We start from the raw sequence: 16,265 nt of genomic DNA, 5'->3' as shown, positions 1-16,265 counted from the left end.
CGCGGGCGATACCAGCCCCGCCGCTGGAGTCCGATCCGCCAACGACAAGCACATGCGGTTCTCGCCTCAGCGCCATTGGTCCGTCTTTTCGATCCATTCCCGCATGCGCGCTTCCGGGTCGTCGTTCAGCGTGATGTCGGTGACCACCGCCGCGCTGTCGGCATCAGCCGCGAAAACTCCGTCGAGCCTGTCAGGGTTGAGACCGCCAATGGCGACCAATGGGATTGGCGCTATCCGATGCTTCCATTCTCTGATCCGTTCGAGTCCCTGCGGCGCCCATTTCATCGTCTTCAGGATGGTGGGATAGATCGGACCGAGTGCGATGTAGTCGGGCATGGCCGTTATGGCCGTTTCCAATTCTGCATGATTATGAGTGCTGAGCCCGAGCCTCATGCCGGCCGCCCGTATCGCCAAGAGGTCGGCGGTTTGTAGATCCTCCTGACCGAGATGAACGAAGTCGCAGCCTTCCTCGATGGCCAGTCGCCAGTAATCATTGATGATGAGCTGGCACCCGTATCGCGCGCACAAGGCCTTCGCTGTGCGGATCTCAGCGCGCAATCCGGCTTCGCCCATGGTCTTGATGCGAAGCTGCACCAGCTTGACGCCGAGCGGCACCAGCCGATCGATCCAGGCTGCACTTTCGACGATCAGATAGAAGGGATCGAGCTTCATGAGAAAACCGCCCTGCCGATCGTCGGTGTCGAGGGCACGGCGACGTCACGCGGTTCAAGCATTCCCGAACTGAAAGCCTCACGACCGGCCTCGACCGCCTTGCCGAACGCACGCGCCATGCCGACCGGATCGGCCGCCTTGGCGACCGCCGTGTTCAGGAGCACGGCGTCGAAACCGAGCTCCATGACCGTTGCGGCGTGTGACGGTCGCCCGAGCCCCGCATCCACAATCAGCGGGACATCGGGGAAATGTCCGCGCATCGAGCGCAGCGCCGTAATGTTGACCGGGCCGAGGGCCGAACCGATCGGTGCGCACCACGGCATCAAGACCTTGCAGCCCCCCTCCAGCAGCCGCTCGGCGACGACAAGGTCATCGGTGGTATAGGGGAATACATCAAAACCGTCCTCGCACAGGATGCGGGCGGCTTCGACCAGGCCGAACACGTCCGGTTGCAGCGTGTCGTGGTTGCCGATCACTTCGAGCTTGATCCAGCTCGTGCCGAAGACGTCGCGCGCCATTTTCGCAGTGGTCACCGCTTCCTTGACGGAATGACAGCCAGCAGTGTTGGGCAGGATTCTGACGCCCAGCGAGCGGATCAACGACCAGAATTTCTCGCCGGCCCGACCGCCTGCCATCTCACGGCGCAGCGAGACGGTCACCACCGACGTGCCCGATGCCTTGACCGCATCGGCAAGGATGGCCGGCGAAGGATATTGCGCGGTGCCGAGAAGCAGGCGGGAAGGAAGCGTCGTCCCGAGAAGCTCGAACATGCTAGCCTCCCTGCATCGGCGAAAGGATTTCGATCCGATCGCCGTCGCTCAACCGGAATTCCGCCCGGTTGGCTTTGTGCACGAGGTCGCTGTTGACGGCGGTCGCCAGCCAATCGCCCTCATAGTCGAGCGCGGCAAGCAGCTCGGCCAGGGTGTTGGCGGCAACCTCATGCGCTTCGCCGTTGACCAACAGTTTCATGAGCAAGCTCCTTGGTTCTGTCTTGATTGAAAACCAGCTCGGCAGCCTGGCGCGCCATGGCGGGGGCGAGGAGAAAACCGTGGCGATAGAGCCCATTGATCGCGACGGTGTCTCCGCTCGTTTCGACGCGCGGCAGGTTGTCGGGAAAGGCCGGACGAACGCCGACACCGGTTTCAACGATCTCGGCCTCGTCAAAGGCCGGATGGAGGGCATAGGCCGCGACCACAAGCTCCATCATTGAACGCGCTGTGACCGGTCCTGTGGACTGGCTCTCGATCATCGTCGCGCCAACCATGAAACGGTGGTCGGTGCGCGGCACCACGTAAAGTGGAAAGCGCGGATGAAGCAGCCGGACTGGGCGCGACAGCGAGACATCAGGCGTACGCAGGATCAGCATTTCGCCCCGAACGCCACGCAGCCTTGCATCGACGGCGGACATTCCCGTGCAGTCGAGCTGACGATCGAAACCGGAAATCTGCCGGGCATCGGCTCCAAAGCGGAATTCGACGCCCATCGCCGCCAGCCTGTCATGCAGTGCCGCCATCGCCTGGCGTGGGTCGAGATGGGCTTCGTCGGGGAAGAACAGCGCACGGCGGAAGCGACCGGCGAGGTCCGGCTCGAGCTGTGCGATTTCGTTTTCATCGACAGGCCTGTACCCCGACGTGCGGTTGGCAAACCGGTCGAGCTCGCCCGCATCGCGCGGCGCGGCCACGACCAGTGTTCCGGCCCGCGTCACCTGCCCGGGCGTTGCCGTATCCCACCAGTCGGCGGCGTCGCGTCCGAGATCGAGCACCGGCTGCTCGGCGCTTTCACGCTCGCACCATGGCGCCAGCATGCCGCCGGCGAACCACGACGCATTGCCACCGAGGCCATGCCGGGTCTCGACGACGGTCACCGCCGCGCCGCGAGCGGCGAGTTCGAAGGCTGCGGTGAGACCGGCGACGCCGGCCCCTTGGACCAGCACCCTCATGATGGCTCATGCGCCTCCGACATCAGCGGTGCGCCGGCCTCGTCCGCCGGCACATAGAGATCGCCGCCCTCGCGATATTTCGCCGCCATCGCCGCCATGCCCTCCTTCTGCGCCTCGGCGCGGATGTCGTGGGAGATGCGCATGGAGCAGAATTTCGGCCCGCACATCGAGCAGAAATGCGCCACCTTGTGCGCCTCCCTGGGCAAGGTCTGGTCGTGAAAGGATCGCGCTGTTTCGGGGTCGAGTGACAGGTTGAACTGGTCCTCCCAGCGGAACTCGAAGCGCGCCCGCGACAGCGCATCGTCGCGGGTTTTCGCGGCCGGATGGCCTTTGGCGAGGTCGGCGGCGTGAGCAGCGATCTTGTAGGTGATCACGCCAATCTTGACATCGTTGCGATCGGGAAGGCCGAGATGTTCCTTCGGCGTCACATAGCAAAGCATGGCGGTGCCGAACCAGCCGATCATTGCGGCGCCGATACCTGAGGTGATGTGGTCGTAGCCTGGCGCGATATCGGTCGTCAGCGGCCCAAGCGTGTAAAAAGGTGCCTCGCCGCAGACAGCGAGCTGCTTGTCCATGTTCTCCTTGATCTTGTGCATCGGCACGTGGCCAGGCCCCTCGATCATCACCTGGCAATCCTTGGCCCAGGCGATCTGCGTCAGCTCGCCAAGCGTTTCCAGCTCGGCGAATTGCGCCGCGTCGTTGGCGTCGGCGATCGAGCCGGGACGAAGACCGTCGCCAAGCGAGAAGGACACGTCATAGGCGCGGCAGATGTCGCAGATCTCCGCGAAGTGCTCGTAGAGAAAGCTTTCCCGGTGATGATGGAGGCACCACTTGGCCATGATCGAGCCGCCGCGCGAGACGATGCCCGTGACCCGGTCGACGGTCAGCGGGATGTAGTGCAGCCGCACGCCGGCATGGATGGTGAAATAGTCGACACCCTGTTCGGCTTGCTCGATCAGCGTGTCACGGTAGACCTCCCAGGTAAGGTCCTCGGCAATGCCGTTGACCTTTTCGAGCGCCTGATAGAGCGGCACCGTGCCGATCGGCACCGGCGCATTGCGTACGATCCATTCGCGGATGTTGTGGATGTTGCGGCCGGTCGACAGGTCCATCACCGTGTCGGCGCCCCAGCGGATCGCCCAGACCATCTTTTCGACCTCTTCGGCCATCGAGGAGGTGACGGCGGAATTGCCTATATTGGCGTTGATCTTCACCAGGAAATTGCGGCCGATGATCATCGGCTCGCTTTCGGGATGATTGATGTTGGCGGGAATGATCGCCCGCCCGCGCGCCACTTCGTCGCGCACGAATTCGGGTGTGACGAAATCCGGGATCGCCGCGCCGAAAGCTTCGCCGTCGCGCTGCAGCTTGCCGCGCAGGATCTCTCGGCCGAGGTTCTCGCGGATGGCGACGAACTCCATTTCAGGCGTGATGATACCGGCGCGCGCATAGGCAAGCTGGGTCACCGCCTTGCCCTGCTTCGCCCTGAGCGGCCGGTTACGAATGGGAAATTCCGGTGTCAGGCGCTCGCCAGTCGCAAATCCGTTGTCCTCCGGCCGCACGTGGCGGCCACCATGGGCCTCGACATCGCCGCGCGCCATGATCCAGTCGTGGCGAAGTCGGGCAAGGCCCTTTTCGATGCTGGTTTCGACAGTCGGGTCCGTATAGGCGCCGGACGGATCGTAGACGGTGACCGGCGGCTCGCCGGCTGTCGGATGGACGGAGATTTCGCGCATCGGCACTTTGATGTGCGGATGGAGGACGCCAGACTTGTGGATCTTTCGCGAGGCGGGCAGTGGTCCCGTCGACACGGCGGGGGTGAGGGCATCCATCTTGAGGCTCCTTTGCTCATGCATTGGAGACCCAGTTCTGTGCCGGAAGGATGAAAAGACGCTTCTGCCGACCTGCCGAAACAGGATCTCGGGCGTAAACCCCCGCAAAGCGCTTGCACCGTCCCTACGCCAGTATGAACTGGATCAGGTTCAACGGGTCACTGCGCCGCGAAAGCCAGCAGTATCTCAGCCCCTTGCCGGGACTCCCCTGGTGAATGCGCCGAATTGAACGGGCCGGCGCTATTTTGTCAAGCGCATTCGTCCCGCAGCGGTGATCGGCGACCAAACAAACCCAGCGGAAAAGCATGGTAGTATCGAGAGCAAGTCACGCTCCAGAGGAGCGGTGAAGCGCCCCCAATAAGGCGAGCCCTCATGCTGATTTCGGTGCCTTTTCCAGCACGGTGTTTTCGGGGCTTTCCGGAACAACACTGCTGCCGCCCAGTTGGCTGAGATTGCTATAGATGTCTGTCTTGCTCGTCGTCGGCAATCCTTCCCCTTCGGCTAGACGCCCCGTTTGTTTCCCCAGAGCAGAACATGAAGCTGCGGCAGTACACGCGCCTCGAACCACCTGTCACGGGTCACCTTTTCAACCAGCCATTCCATGCGGCTCATCACACCGGCCATGTCGATGAACGCGTCTTCGTTGCCGGGACGCGGCGGCGTGTGATTGCCGGGCTGCAGATAGACGGGTAATTGCGGGTAGCGCGCCGCGGCGTCTTTGGCATAGGCATAGTCATCATCGTCGAAGACGACGAGCTTGAGCGCCATCTGCGGCTTATCCTGCGCCGCCTCTAAGCAGGCGTCGAACGCGGCCCAATCTGTCGTCATTTCACTTGAGGGCGGCTTGGGGCTGAGCACCAGCACGTCGAGATCCGCGAACCATTGCTTAGACACCGAACCTTGGGTTTCCAATGCAAAACGGTAGCCCTCGCTATGCCCGCGGTCGATCAAATGGCCAAGCGGCTGGATGGCCGGATTGCCGCCCGACAGCGATACCATGACGGGCTGACCGCCGGAAAGTGCAATGACCTTTTGCCAAACCGCGTCGGGAGACATCATCTCCCAATCATGGCGGAAGCGACGGTCCACCGCATGCAGGCTGTCGCACCAGGAACAGCGATAATCGCACCCGCCGGTTCTTACGAACACCGTCGGCAAGCCGATCAGCACGCCTTCGCCCTGAATGGTCGGCCCAAAAATCTCGCTCACCCGGATTCCGGGATGCAAGGCGCAAGTCATGGCCGGTATTCCGCCCAGGTTTTCGGCGTCTCGCTCACCCGCACGGCGGAGGTTTCGGGTAGCCGCACCTTGCACCAGTCGTAGAAGTGCCTGGCCAGGTATTCCGCTGTGGCATGGTCATGCCCCAGCACGTCGTTAAGATGCCGATGGTCGAACGTCCCATCGATGTAGTGCTTGAACGCCGCCAGATCTTGGTAGTCGCGCACAAAGCCGTGTTCGTCCAGTTCGCCACCTGAAAGCTCCACTACGACGATGTAGTTGTGGCCGTGCAGACGTGCGCACTGATGATCTGGTGGCAAGGAGGTGAGCTGATGCGAGGCCGAGAAGTGGAACTCTTTGGTAATGCGGAACATCACGCGCTCCTTGTCTGGATAGCGTGGAGCCAGAAGTCCGCGTCCTCATAATCTGTCGGGTCGGCAATGCCGGCCAGATTGAATGCTTCGCGCCGTTCGACGCATGTCCCGCAGCGACCGCAATGACGTGCGCCGCCCTTGTAGCAGGACCACGTCGCCTCGAACGGTGTGGCGTACTTTGCCCCCTCGCTGACGATGTCGGCCTTCGACATATTCACATAGGGAGCGTAAAGGCGGATATCGGCGTAGCCTGCGAGCGCATGGTTCTGCATCGTCTGAAAGGCGTCGATAAAAGCGGGCCGGCAATCGGGATAGATGAAATGATCTCCGCCATGGACGGCAGTGGCCACCGCATCGGCCTTCTGCGCGGCGGCAACCCCGAAGGCGATAGCCAGCATGATGGCGTTCCTGTTCGGCACCACCGTGATCCTCATGGAGTCTTCGGCATAGTGCCCGTCGGGCACGTCCACACTATCAGTCAGCGCCGAGCCGCTCAGGTTCCGGCCAACATCGCGGATATCGACGATCTGGTGCGGAACACCCAGCCGCTTGGCGCAGATGGCGGCAAAGCCGAGTTCCTTTTTGTGCCTCTGGCCGTAATCGAACGAAAGCAGGCCAATGAGTTTCTGCTCGGTCGCCACCTTGTGAGCGAGCGAAACAGAGTCCAATCCGCCGGAGCAGATGACGAGGGCATTCATGGTTTGAATCCTTGTTTTGACCGGGTAAGGCTGCGACCGGAGATTTCTCTGCGTTCCCACTACTCCACGGAGCCGGTTTTGTGAATGGGGTGGACGCGATTGAGCGCACGTACCTTGTTGTCAGCGTCCCCAAGATGACTTTGCACGCGACTTGTCGCGCATCTTCGACCGCTGGGGGGCTGAGTCCGGCGCTGCGTATGTAGGCGTATAGACGATGCAGAAATCACTGCTGTGGCGCAGCAGCATTCCCGACACACCTTCGGCTTGTCCGGTTTGCCCCAGAACTTGTATGTCCCGAGTTTCGGCGACAACGCAAGGGTCGACCGGCAGTCCAGTGAAAGGCTTCTGCCGCGTGCTTTGCCGTTTTCTGGTCTGCGCATAGATCGCCTCGAGCCGCCGCGCCTCGTCATTGGTCAGAGCTGGGAATTCCTTTCCGAGGGCGCGGCTCGATAGGGGCCACCATTCTGGTTAAGGAAACGGAAGAGCAGATCGATCAGCCGCTCGGGCATGTCGATAAAGGCATTCACCTATTGCCGGAATTGATCGTAGCGCTGCAGAAAAGCTGTTTCGTCAGGGAGGTACCGTTCGATCGTCCGCCGAGCGCAGGCAAAAAGAAATTCGGCGTGCGGGGTTGCATCGAAGTGTCAGTAGAAATCCGCGGTGTCATTCAGCACCCGGACGTTGAATTGCGGCGTCAGTTCCCATTCGACCAATGGCAGAAGGCGCTTCGAATAGCTCTCCAGCATACGCCTGTACTCGTCGATCTGGTCCAGGATCGCGGCCGATACGGGAACACCACTCCCGGCGATTGAAGCGGTGCATGGCAAGGACGTGGTGGATCAGGTAGCGGTGAATGCGGCCGTTTCCGTCCTCGAACTGATGGATGTAGACAAAGCCGAAGGCGAAGATTGCGGCGGCGACGACTGCATCAAGGTTTTGCGCTAGGCCTTGATCGAACGCAATTCCAGAACAACTTTCCTAGACTGAAGGCGTCGCAAGGCAAGACATTGTCGGCGCTGATCGTCATCCCAACTGATCCAAGCATCGGTTCCTGCTTCTTGGGTCTGGTCGGCGAGCGCTCTGGCTGACCTAATCCAAATACCTAAGAATCACACGGTTCCATTGCGCTGATCGAGACGGCCTTCTAGCCCTATCCATGCCATGGATGCATTCCATCCAAACAACCAAGTTTACGGACCTGTCATGATGCTGCATAGCGAAATACCGGCAGGCACCGATCGATCACTCCACTGCCTTGATCATTAGATGAGCGCGCCAATAGATTCCAATAGAAGGAGAACTGTGGATGCCCCTGTGCCAGTGGATGCCCTGCTGTTCGGCGGAACTCTGAGGGGTCCTTACGCCACACCGTGTTGTAGAGACCGCATATCTAAACAGCAGGTGGCTGACAACGATGGCGCTTGCAATAGAAAGTACTGGCCCATTGCAACATGACCCCACCCTGCCTGTCCACTAACAAAGCGAAATCATGAAATTCGGGTCAAGCGGCGTTCGAGGATTGGCTTCGGAATTGGTCGGCAAGGCCAGCGGACTTTATGCCGAAGCTTTCGCTTGGCGTTTGATTTCCAGCCGGGTTCAGCCGAATAGTCCGGTCTTCATAGGCCGCGACCTACGTGACAGCAGTCAGGCGATAGCCGACAATTGCATGGCGGGGTTGGCCGCAAATGGTTTCCAGCCGATCGATTGCGGCACCATACCTACGCCTGCCCTGGCACTATATGCATGCAAACACGGCGCGGCGGCTCTTATGGTCACCGGGTCGCACATTCCAGCCGATCGCAATGGCATCAAATTCTATGGCCCGAATGGTGAAATCAGCAAGGCGGATGAGGCCGCGATTACGCGCTTTGTAGCCGAAAGATCAATTGCGTATTGCTTACCAACGGCTTGTCTGGGAGCGACGTGGCCTATGCACCGTGAAGAAGCGATCGCGTCTTATCGAGAGCGCGCCCATGACATGCTGGAGCCGGGCTCACTTTCCGGCATGAGACTTGGTGTCTATCAGCACAGTTCGGTCGCGGCGGAACTGTTGGTACAGGTTCTTCGATCGCTCGGTGCCAGCGTGGTCGCCGTCGGGAAAACCGGGACCTTCGTACCTGTCGATACCGAAGCCGTGGACGCAGCAACAATCGCAAAATTGAAGAAGTGGGTCCGCGAATTCGGTCTCGATGCCATCGTGTCGACCGATGCGGACGGTGATCGGCCACTCATCGCTGATGAAAATGGCGATCTTCTTCGCGGCGACCTGGTTGGGCTTGCAACGGCTCTTTTCCTGAAGGCAGACACGATCGTGACGCCAGTGACCTCCAATTCGGGAATTTCGAAGGCCTTTGGTTTCGCGGTCCAGAGGACGAAAGTCGGGTCTCCATTTGTCATTGAAGCAATGGAAGCATTACACGGCGCCGGCGGCGTCATCGTCGGCTTTGAGGCCAATGGTGGTTTTCTGCTGGGCTCGGATTGTGCGGTGAATGGGAAGACATTGACTGCACTGCCGACGCGGGACTCATTCCTCCCGATCCTGGCCGTCCTCGGTACCATGGCGTCGACAAAAAAGAAGCTGTCGCGACTGCGCGGGCTTTGGAATCTTCCTGTGTGCGCCAGTGACCGGCTTCAGAACTTCCCCGCGGAAAGTTCACGCAGATTGATGGATCATCTCGCAAGCCGGAACGCACTGCAGCACTTTCTTGCCTCGTTCGGGACCGTCGCCGAAGTTGACGAAACCGATGGCCTCAGGGCGCGGATGCTTTCAGGTGAGATCATACATCTGCGGCCTTCCGGCAATGCCCCGGAACTGCGCTGCTACTCGGAAGCTTCGACCGAGAGCAGGGCCATGGCGATCGTCGCCTCGACGCTGCAAGGGGCACAGGCATTCGCGCTTACAGACGAGATAGAGGACCTTTGATGAAAGTGGTTCCGGTCATCATCAGCGGTGGAGCTGGTTCGCGGCTCTGGCCCGCCTCAAGGCAATCGCACCCCAAACCTTTCCTCAAGGTGGCGGATGGACTTTCGCTCATCCAGCACACCGTGTTGCGCGCCGCTTCGATGCAGCATGTAGTGGAGCTTGTTACCGTGACGTCCACGGGGCACCTCTTCCTTACGAAAGACGTTTTCGACGAGCTGGATTCCGTTGTTTTGCCACGCACCTTTCTGCTTGAGCCTGAGGGTCGGGATACCGCCGCCGCCGTCGCTGCGGCAACCGTCCATGCCAAGGCAACACAGGGTCCCGATGCTGTTCTGTGTATTTTTCCCGCCGACCATATGATTGGTGATCTGCCCGCATTTCAAACCGCCATGAACCGGGCAATCGAACAGGCGCAGCAGGGGCGTATCGCAACCTTGGGCATAACCCCGGATAGGCCAGACACCGCATTCGGCTACATCGAGGCCGACGGTGAGAAAGTTGTCCGGTTCGTCGAGAAACCGAACGCCGAGACTGCCAAATCTTATGTCGCGTCCAAACGTTTCTTCTGGAACGCCGGCATCTTCTGCTTCAAGGCACAGGTCATGCTCGACGAAATGGCTGCGCATTGCCCGGAGGTGATCGATGCCGTTCTCGATAGCTATAATAACGCTCGCGTCAGCCACGGCGAACATGTTGCCAGCGTCGAACTCTCATCTGAGCACTTCGCCATGGCGCCGCGTATTTCACTCGACCATGCGGTGATGGAAAAAACCCACAATCTCGCTGTCGTTCCCTGCGAAATGGGGTGGAACGACATTGGATCTTGGAACGCAATGGCCGAACTGGTCGCCGCTGACGCGAGCGGCAACAGGATTCGCGGCGATGTCCATGTGGTCGACACCGTGGGCAGTTACATAAGCTCGGACAAACGCGTCATCGGCACCGTCGGCATCAGCGACCTGGTGATCGTGGATTCCCCAGATGCATTGCTTGTTGCATCCCGCGATCGCGTCCAGGACGTCAAGAAACTCTTCGAGGGCCTCAAGGCTGCGGGACATGAAGCGCACTTGCTTCACAGTACCGTGCACCGGCCCTGGGGCACCTACACGGTTCTGGAGGAAAGCGAGCGCTTCAAGATCAAGCGCATCGAGGTGAAGCCGGGCGGACGCTTGAGCCTGCAGATGCACCATCACCGCTCCGAGCACTGGGTCGTGGTCAGCGGCACTGCGAAAATAGTCAACGGCGACCAGGAGCTACTCCTGACCACCAATCAATCCACCTATATCCCTTGCGGCCACAAACACCGGCTCGAAAACCCCGGCAATATCGGACTGGTGATGATCGAGGTTCAAAGCGGCGAGTATCTCGGCGAAGATGACATCGTGCGGCTTGAGGACGTATACGGTCGAACCTGACAGTCCAACGTCACATGCCCTACGGTGGCTTGCAGACCGAACCTGCGTCGGCATGTGGGCTGTCAGGCGACCGGCTGCTAGGGGAGGCAAACCAGAACAGGTTTTATGAGTACGGCTAGTGAGCGATGTCGAACGACAGGCTGGCCGAATTGTTGAGACGGCAGTTTTCCGGCGAGATTGTCAGACGACACTTGCGCATCCGCTGCAACGGCATGCGCTGCTACAGCCGCTCGAGTTGCGGAAGGTGATCGGCAATATCAGTCGATCAGGTGCGCGATAAGGTTCGTTGCCATGTACGGCAGGCGCGACATGAGCGGCCTGGCACTCTGACGGGGTAGGCCAGCATGCGCCGGGCTGACAGGCGGGGGCCCGGAAGAGAAACGCGGCACCGGCTGACGAAGATAATACGCTCCTGCGCGCCGGTGACGGACCGGGGCCATTAGACGTAGGCGCATCGCTATCGCCATGCCAAGTGAACAATCCTATTCGGGCTGGGCAGATGGACGGTAATTCCAGCTTTCGACGGCGTTGACTTCGTCGATGCAGACCGGCCCCGATGCACCGCAGTCCTCGCATTTCATCACAACGCGCGCCTCGTCCGTCTCATATGGCCTAACCTCGCAGCTTGTGCAGAACGGGCAAGGGATCGCTTTCATCGTGACGAACCTTCCTGATGGCCTCGGGTGGTTTCGCCGAAATCTTTCGTCTAAGCGCTCGACTTCGCAAGCGCCGATCGTTGTGCCGTAGTTCGGCGCCACCATCGGGTAGGGATATTTTGTCCACATGCCCTCGTACCATCAACCGGCTAGCCGGTTCTCTCTATCCACAGATCTGGCCTCTCGTGCGGGCCAAGGTTACATCCGTGTCACCCAGCATGAGGCCGATCTTCCGCAGAGCGAATCGATTCCGTAGAAATAAGAATTCTGCCACCGCCCCGCCGCCGTAAGGGTATTGATATACCCTTGGGATTTTGATCCGACCTGGCAGGCGGCGGGTAATCTTCAGAGGCCGACGTCAGGCAGCGTTCGGGATACCCCAGATTTCATCGAAGATACTCTCAGCCAAGCCAAGCGCCCGAGCGATCCGATCGCGATAGCCCTTGTCGAAACAATGGCCAGATTCGATCAGCCCGACCTCCTCGACTGTCAGACCGCTGGTCACGGCAACGTCCTCGGTCGAATAGCCAAGATGTTCCCGACATGCCTGAATTACGGGTTTTCCGTTTGAGATTGCGGTAAGCACTGCCTCGGGCAGCGCGAAAGGCGTTGCGGTCATTTTGCCTCCAAATGCAGAGAACGGCCATTCGATAACTCGAAACAAGCGGCGGCCGATGTTGAAATAGGATGCCGAAACAGCCCGAGCCGGCGGCATCCACAAATGCGATCACTCTCGAACGTGTGAGAGGCGCTACGCTAATATGGCGGCCGCCGCCGTTTAGATCAAGAACCTTGGCTCGCTTTACGAGGATTGCTCCAGTGGCCACAATTCGACGACACAGTGCAGCGCCGTCATCACGCTCACATCGATGATTGCGCGGCCGCTTTAACGCGCCGTCGGCTTGCGGCGCGATTGAGGAGCCGCGATCTGGCGGTCGGGCACTAGGCGCACCAGCTCGCGGACCAGCGTCAAAGTATCTGCGGGGACTGTCTAGCGATGCTTGCCGGCGGCGTTCATCTTGAGCTTTAATACCGTGTGGTCCCCTCCCGCCCATGCAGGAGGCCGGGTGCCCATCGGACAAGACGCTGAGGGACCAACATCTCTCTGTTTCAGCCCGACTGTTGGCTGTCAGATCCGCGACACCGGAGTAGGGCTGCGCTTTGCTGCGAATTCCTTCAACCTATTGAATGATGACCAGAAAATCCCCCGGAGGTTTCTTCTGCTCAGTTGGCACGACTTTTGATGCTTCTCGAGAGGCGACAGGAGATACCGACTGGCGTTCATCGTGGGTGACATCGCGCAATGCAACGAAGGAAGACAATATGTCAGGTCCGCGTCAGAATCGATTTTATGCAAAGAGGATTGCCGCCTTTAGCGCAAAGCGTTCACGAACCGCATATCAACAATGGCTTCCGTGCAAAACGCAGGGAGATCACTTGTGAAAATCCTATTCACTACGGTGGCTGTCGCGTTGCCGGCCATCGCTTTTGCTGCGCAAACGATCCCCGTATACCTCAGAGAAACAGCACGGGCCACCTTCAAGGCTCTACCATCCATCACGCCGACAGTCGCCAACAACCCGATCACACCGGAGAAGATAGCCCTGGGCAAGGCAATGTTCTTCGATCCACGCGTCTCGGCGTCAGGCGTCTTGTCGTGCAATTCGTGCCACAACTTGGCCACCGGGGGCGACGACAATCATGAAAGCTCGATCGGCCATGGCTGGCAGAAGGGACCGCGCAACGCGCCGACGGTACTGAACGCTGTCTTCAACATAGCGCAGTTCTGGGATGGTCGTGCTGAAGACCTGAAGGTTCAGGCCAAGGCACCGATCCAAGCCGCTGTCGAAATGGCCAACACACCAGGTCAACTCATCGCCACGCTCAAGTCGATGCCGCAATATGTCGAGTGGTTCAATTCAGCTTTCCCGGGCGAAGCCGATCGCGTCACCTTCGAAAACGTCGCCAAGGCAATCGAAGCCTTTGAGGCGACACTGGTCACACCGGCGCCCTTCGATGCCTTCCTCAACGGCGATGACGCCGCTATGACTTCCGAACAGAAACAGGGCCTGACGCTTTTCATGGACAAAGGCTGCTCGTCCTGCCACGGCGGTATCAACGTGGGTGGGGAGGGCTATTCCCCATTCGGCCTCGTTGAAAAGCCCAACACCGATGTCCTGCCGGAAAACGACAAAGGCCGATTTGCCGTGACCCATGAAGCCGACGATTCCTATGTTTTCCGCGTGGCGCCGTTGCGGAACGTAGCACTCACCGCGCCATACTTTCATTCGGGCAAGGTTTGGGATCTGAAACAGGCCGTCGCAATTATGGGGACCACCCAGCTCGGCCAAGAATTGACGGAAAAAGAAGTCGACCTGCTCGTTGCCTTCCTTAATTCGCTGACCGGAAAAGTACCGGAGGTCGCCTATCCCGTCTTACCCGCCGAAACGCCGACAACGCCTCGACCTGTATTGCATATCCTCCCGCAATGATTGGCCGGAGCTGGCTAGCGAAGGTCGGAATCACGAATGATTGCGACCTTCACTGGGACGAGACGATCATGACTTCCGGCGAGGCCTATCCAACTGGAAAGCTAGGGGGACTTTCATTTCCGAATTCAATTGAAACGCTAAATGAAAACCTGACCCGTCGACGCCCACATGCGTCACGACAGCATGACCGCCTTGCCGGCCACGTCGATCAGACGCTCCGACTAGCCGACTGTGTCGTGATATGTCGCTGCATGCACCCCCCGCCTTAGATTCGCTGCCAAGCTCGCAACCACCTGATCGAGCCATCGCGGACAACATTCCGCGCGGCGTTGGCGTGCGCCCGGCAGAAACTGGATGCCTTCAGATCCACCCCTTCAAAACGTGCTTGATGGCGTTGCGACGCGCGAGCAGCTGTTGCAGCTCTGCAAACGCACCGATATGAAAACAAAGCTGCGACCAGCCAGCGACGTGGCTCGAGCATTTGTCAATGCACACCGCAAGTGCCGCTTGCTCTCGGGCTATCTCATCCATATAGCTCGGCGCAACAGAGGAAGCGCCAGTTGTTCAGTCTTCGTCAGCCGCGACCTCCTGTGCAATTCGTTCCAACAAGGAAGAAACTATGAGGCGGCAGACCCGACCCTTCACTGTGGAGGTTAAACAAAAGCGCAATTATCAAAAACGGGGCCATTCCATCTGGAGCGATGTCGATCTCTCCGCAGCTATAGCCGACACAACAAGGGAGGAGCTCAAAGACATGGATCTGCCAAATCGTCGGCTGATTGACTCTAATGTCATAGCCCTTGATGCTGAACACGCGCACAAACCGCGAGCGGAGTATCTCATGGCAAATCCCCTAGACGCTGAATCAGTAGAAACTGCAACCGAACACGCTCCCAAAGGAAGGACGCCTGAAACGAAGAAGAAAACCCCACCGTCGCGGAAGGCAAAGACTGAGCCCGGTCGCAAGAATGGCGCCAATACGGCGTCCCCGGCGAAGGAAGCAACAGCAACAGCAGCGGCCGTGCGGAGCGCCCGGAAGGTCTACTCCGGAGAAGAGCGCGCCCAGAAGCTCGCTCAGGTCGAGACGTCGATCAGCGGCGGCACCACTCTCAAGAGCGCCGTAAAGCAGGCCGGTATATCGGAACAGACCTATTATCACTGGAAGAGGGCCGCGGCGCCTAGATCCGATGGCGACGATCTGAAGGACCTGGTCGCCCTCGAGAAAGAAAACAAGCGATTGAAGAGCCTGCTCGCGGAACGCCTGCGCACAGAGAACGCGGAACTGAAGAGGAAGCTAGGGCTGCAATAAGGCTTCAGAAGATGCCGCCATTCGACCAGACGGATCGTAGAACTGTGATCGAAGGCTCGCCGGCTGTCGGATGGACGGAAATTTCGCGCACCAGCACCCTGATGTGCGGGTGGATGGCACCGGGCTTGTGGATTTTCCGCGAGATGGGCAGTTCGGCCTGCCTATTTTACAAGGTTTTCGTGCATCGGACCTCGCAAAGCGCCCGTACGTTCTACGCCAGTATGAACTGATCAGGCTCAATGGGTCACTGCGCCGCGAAAGCCAGCAATATCTCAGGCCCTTGCCGGGACTCTCCTAGTGAATGCGTCAAATCGAGCGGGCGATTGGCCATCTTGTTAAGCGCATTCGGCTCGCGGCGGTCATCGGCGGCCGGTCGAACCCGAGGGACGCTCGCGCATGTGTCGGCGACAAACCAAGCTCCGGAAACAATGGGCGGATTAAGGGGACCGCCGTGCCGTCGGACTAATGATCAATCCAGCGCGGCGAATTCCTTATTGCGAGCACGGCTCGACAGGTGGCGAGCACGCCCCTGTGCTCGTTGATCTGGTCCAGTATCGCGGCCGAGACAGGAAAACCACTCCTGGCGGATTACATGGCAAGCACGTGGTGAATCAGGTAGCGGTGAATACGGCCGAAGGCGAGGATGGCGGCGGCGATGACGGCATCAAGGTTTACGCTGGGCCTTGATCGAAGGCCACCATTCCATGATGGCCGCGGCGGATTGTCAGCGCGATGTC

The 16,265-nt window shown here is 59.6% G+C and carries 15 protein-coding genes and 1 riboswitch; of the genes, 6 read left to right on the top strand and 9 right to left on the bottom strand.

What is annotated here, in order from left to right; genetic code table 11:
• Positions 1-66: 66 nt before the first annotated feature.
• From C1D09_RS12995 to queC, 8 genes are all read right to left on the bottom strand, one after another.
• Positions 67-672: a thiamine phosphate synthase gene (locus C1D09_RS12995; protein ID WP_143974701.1), complete on the bottom strand. Its 606-nt coding sequence runs from the start codon at positions 670-672 to the stop codon at positions 67-69.
• Positions 669-1,442: a thiazole synthase gene (locus C1D09_RS12990; RefSeq protein WP_143974700.1), complete on the bottom strand. Its 774-nt coding sequence runs from the start codon at positions 1,440-1,442 to the stop codon at positions 669-671. Before C1D09_RS12990 ends, C1D09_RS12995 begins: the two co-directional genes overlap by 4 nt.
• Position 1,443: 1 nt before the next feature.
• The gene (gene thiS, locus C1D09_RS12985; RefSeq protein WP_006334020.1) at positions 1,444-1,641 is read right to left on the bottom strand and encodes a sulfur carrier protein ThiS; all 198 of its coding nucleotides are present in this window, start codon (positions 1,639-1,641) and stop codon (positions 1,444-1,446) included.
• Positions 1,610-2,611, bottom strand: a complete 1,002-nt coding sequence (gene thiO / locus C1D09_RS12980; protein WP_143974699.1) for a glycine oxidase ThiO — start codon at positions 2,609-2,611, stop codon at positions 1,610-1,612. Before thiO ends, thiS begins: the two co-directional genes overlap by 32 nt.
• On the bottom strand, positions 2,608-4,443 hold the full coding sequence (gene thiC, locus C1D09_RS12975; protein WP_143974698.1) for a phosphomethylpyrimidine synthase ThiC: 1,836 nt from the start codon (positions 4,441-4,443) through the stop codon (positions 2,608-2,610). The genes thiO and thiC overlap by 4 nt, the downstream gene beginning before the upstream one ends.
• A 103-nt stretch (positions 4,444-4,546) precedes the next feature.
• A riboswitch (TPP riboswitch) is annotated at positions 4,547-4,663 on the bottom strand.
• A gap of 281 nt (positions 4,664-4,944) precedes the next feature.
• A complete protein-coding gene (gene queE / locus C1D09_RS12970) occupies positions 4,945-5,682 on the bottom strand; it encodes a 7-carboxy-7-deazaguanine synthase QueE (protein WP_143974697.1) in 738 nt (245 codons plus the stop codon).
• Positions 5,679-6,035 (bottom strand): 6-carboxytetrahydropterin synthase QueD, encoded by a 357-nt coding sequence (queD, locus tag C1D09_RS12965; protein ID WP_027055667.1) that lies wholly within the window; start codon positions 6,033-6,035, stop codon positions 5,679-5,681. The genes queE and queD overlap by 4 nt, the downstream gene beginning before the upstream one ends.
• Positions 6,035-6,733, bottom strand: a complete 699-nt coding sequence (gene queC, locus C1D09_RS12960; protein ID WP_143974696.1) for a 7-cyano-7-deazaguanine synthase QueC — start codon at positions 6,731-6,733, stop codon at positions 6,035-6,037. Before queC ends, queD begins: the two co-directional genes overlap by 1 nt.
• A 530-nt stretch (positions 6,734-7,263) precedes the next feature.
• On the opposite strand from queC, the gene C1D09_RS33780 reads away from it, so the two are divergent.
• The 3 genes from C1D09_RS33780 (at position 7,264) to C1D09_RS12945 (ending at position 11,071) form a co-directional block, all read left to right on the top strand.
• Positions 7,264-7,545 (top strand): hypothetical protein, encoded by a 282-nt coding sequence (locus C1D09_RS33780; protein WP_246135729.1) that lies wholly within the window; start codon positions 7,264-7,266, stop codon positions 7,543-7,545.
• 677 nt (positions 7,546-8,222) lie between these two features.
• The gene (locus C1D09_RS12950) at positions 8,223-9,656 is read left to right on the top strand and encodes a phosphomannomutase (RefSeq protein WP_143974695.1); all 1,434 of its coding nucleotides are present in this window, start codon (positions 8,223-8,225) and stop codon (positions 9,654-9,656) included.
• Positions 9,656-11,071: a mannose-1-phosphate guanylyltransferase/mannose-6-phosphate isomerase gene (locus C1D09_RS12945; RefSeq protein ID WP_143974694.1), complete on the top strand. Its 1,416-nt coding sequence runs from the start codon at positions 9,656-9,658 to the stop codon at positions 11,069-11,071. Before C1D09_RS12950 ends, C1D09_RS12945 begins: the two co-directional genes overlap by 1 nt.
• A gap of 1,014 nt (positions 11,072-12,085) precedes the next feature.
• On the opposite strand, the gene C1D09_RS12935 is transcribed toward C1D09_RS12945, so the two are convergent.
• Positions 12,086-12,346: an XRE family transcriptional regulator gene (locus tag C1D09_RS12935; protein WP_027033144.1), complete on the bottom strand. Its 261-nt coding sequence runs from the start codon at positions 12,344-12,346 to the stop codon at positions 12,086-12,088.
• Between the two features lie 787 nt (positions 12,347-13,133).
• On the opposite strand from C1D09_RS12935, the gene C1D09_RS12930 reads away from it, so the two are divergent.
• From C1D09_RS12930 to C1D09_RS12910, 3 genes are all read left to right on the top strand, one after another.
• Positions 13,134-14,219: a cytochrome-c peroxidase gene (locus tag C1D09_RS12930; RefSeq protein WP_143974692.1), complete on the top strand. Its 1,086-nt coding sequence runs from the start codon at positions 13,134-13,136 to the stop codon at positions 14,217-14,219.
• 619 nt (positions 14,220-14,838) lie between these two features.
• Complete coding sequence (locus C1D09_RS12920) at positions 14,839-15,528, top strand: transposase (RefSeq protein ID WP_109666679.1); 690 nt, start codon at positions 14,839-14,841, stop codon at positions 15,526-15,528.
• 465 nt (positions 15,529-15,993) lie between these two features.
• A complete protein-coding gene (locus C1D09_RS12910) occupies positions 15,994-16,215 on the top strand; it encodes a hypothetical protein (protein WP_133117242.1) in 222 nt (73 codons plus the stop codon).
• The last annotated feature ends 50 nt before the right edge of the window (positions 16,216-16,265 follow it).

The sequence above is a fragment of the Mesorhizobium intechi genome (genome assembly GCF_002879535.1).
Classification (GTDB): domain Bacteria; phylum Pseudomonadota; class Alphaproteobacteria; order Rhizobiales; family Rhizobiaceae; genus Mesorhizobium; species Mesorhizobium intechi.
The sequence above is the reverse complement of the archived record's forward strand: the minus strand, read 5'-3'. Positions and strand labels throughout refer to the sequence as shown.

Bases quoted from the DNA above. Each gene is read 5' to 3' on its own strand.
- C1D09_RS12935 (WP_027033144.1), bottom strand. From the start codon at position 12,346: ATGACCGCAACGCCTTTCGCGCTGCCCGAGGCAGTGCTTACCGCAATC.
- C1D09_RS12950 (WP_143974695.1), top strand. From the start codon at position 8,223: ATGAAATTCGGGTCAAGCGGCGTTCGAGGATTGGCTTCGGAATTGGTC.
- queE (WP_143974697.1), bottom strand. From the start codon at position 5,682: ATGACTTGCGCCTTGCATCCCGGAATCCGGGTGAGCGAGATTTTTGGG.
- C1D09_RS12920 (WP_109666679.1), top strand. From the start codon at position 14,839: ATGAGGCGGCAGACCCGACCCTTCACTGTGGAGGTTAAACAAAAGCGC.
- queD (WP_027055667.1), bottom strand. From the start codon at position 6,035: ATGTTCCGCATTACCAAAGAGTTCCACTTCTCGGCCTCGCATCAGCTC.
- C1D09_RS12990 (WP_143974700.1), bottom strand. From the start codon at position 1,442: ATGTTCGAGCTTCTCGGGACGACGCTTCCTTCCCGCCTGCTTCTCGGC.
- thiS (WP_006334020.1), bottom strand. From the start codon at position 1,641: ATGAAACTGTTGGTCAACGGCGAAGCGCATGAGGTTGCCGCCAACACC.
- queC (WP_143974696.1), bottom strand. From the start codon at position 6,733: ATGAATGCCCTCGTCATCTGCTCCGGCGGATTGGACTCTGTTTCGCTC.
- thiC (WP_143974698.1), bottom strand. From the start codon at position 4,443: ATGGATGCCCTCACCCCCGCCGTGTCGACGGGACCACTGCCCGCCTCG.
- C1D09_RS12930 (WP_143974692.1), top strand. From the start codon at position 13,134: ATGGCTTCCGTGCAAAACGCAGGGAGATCACTTGTGAAAATCCTATTC.
- thiO (WP_143974699.1), bottom strand. From the start codon at position 2,611: ATGAGGGTGCTGGTCCAAGGGGCCGGCGTCGCCGGTCTCACCGCAGCC.
- C1D09_RS12995 (WP_143974701.1), bottom strand. From the start codon at position 672: ATGAAGCTCGATCCCTTCTATCTGATCGTCGAAAGTGCAGCCTGGATC.
- C1D09_RS12910 (WP_133117242.1), top strand. From the start codon at position 15,994: ATGATCAATCCAGCGCGGCGAATTCCTTATTGCGAGCACGGCTCGACA.
- C1D09_RS12945 (WP_143974694.1), top strand. From the start codon at position 9,656: ATGAAAGTGGTTCCGGTCATCATCAGCGGTGGAGCTGGTTCGCGGCTC.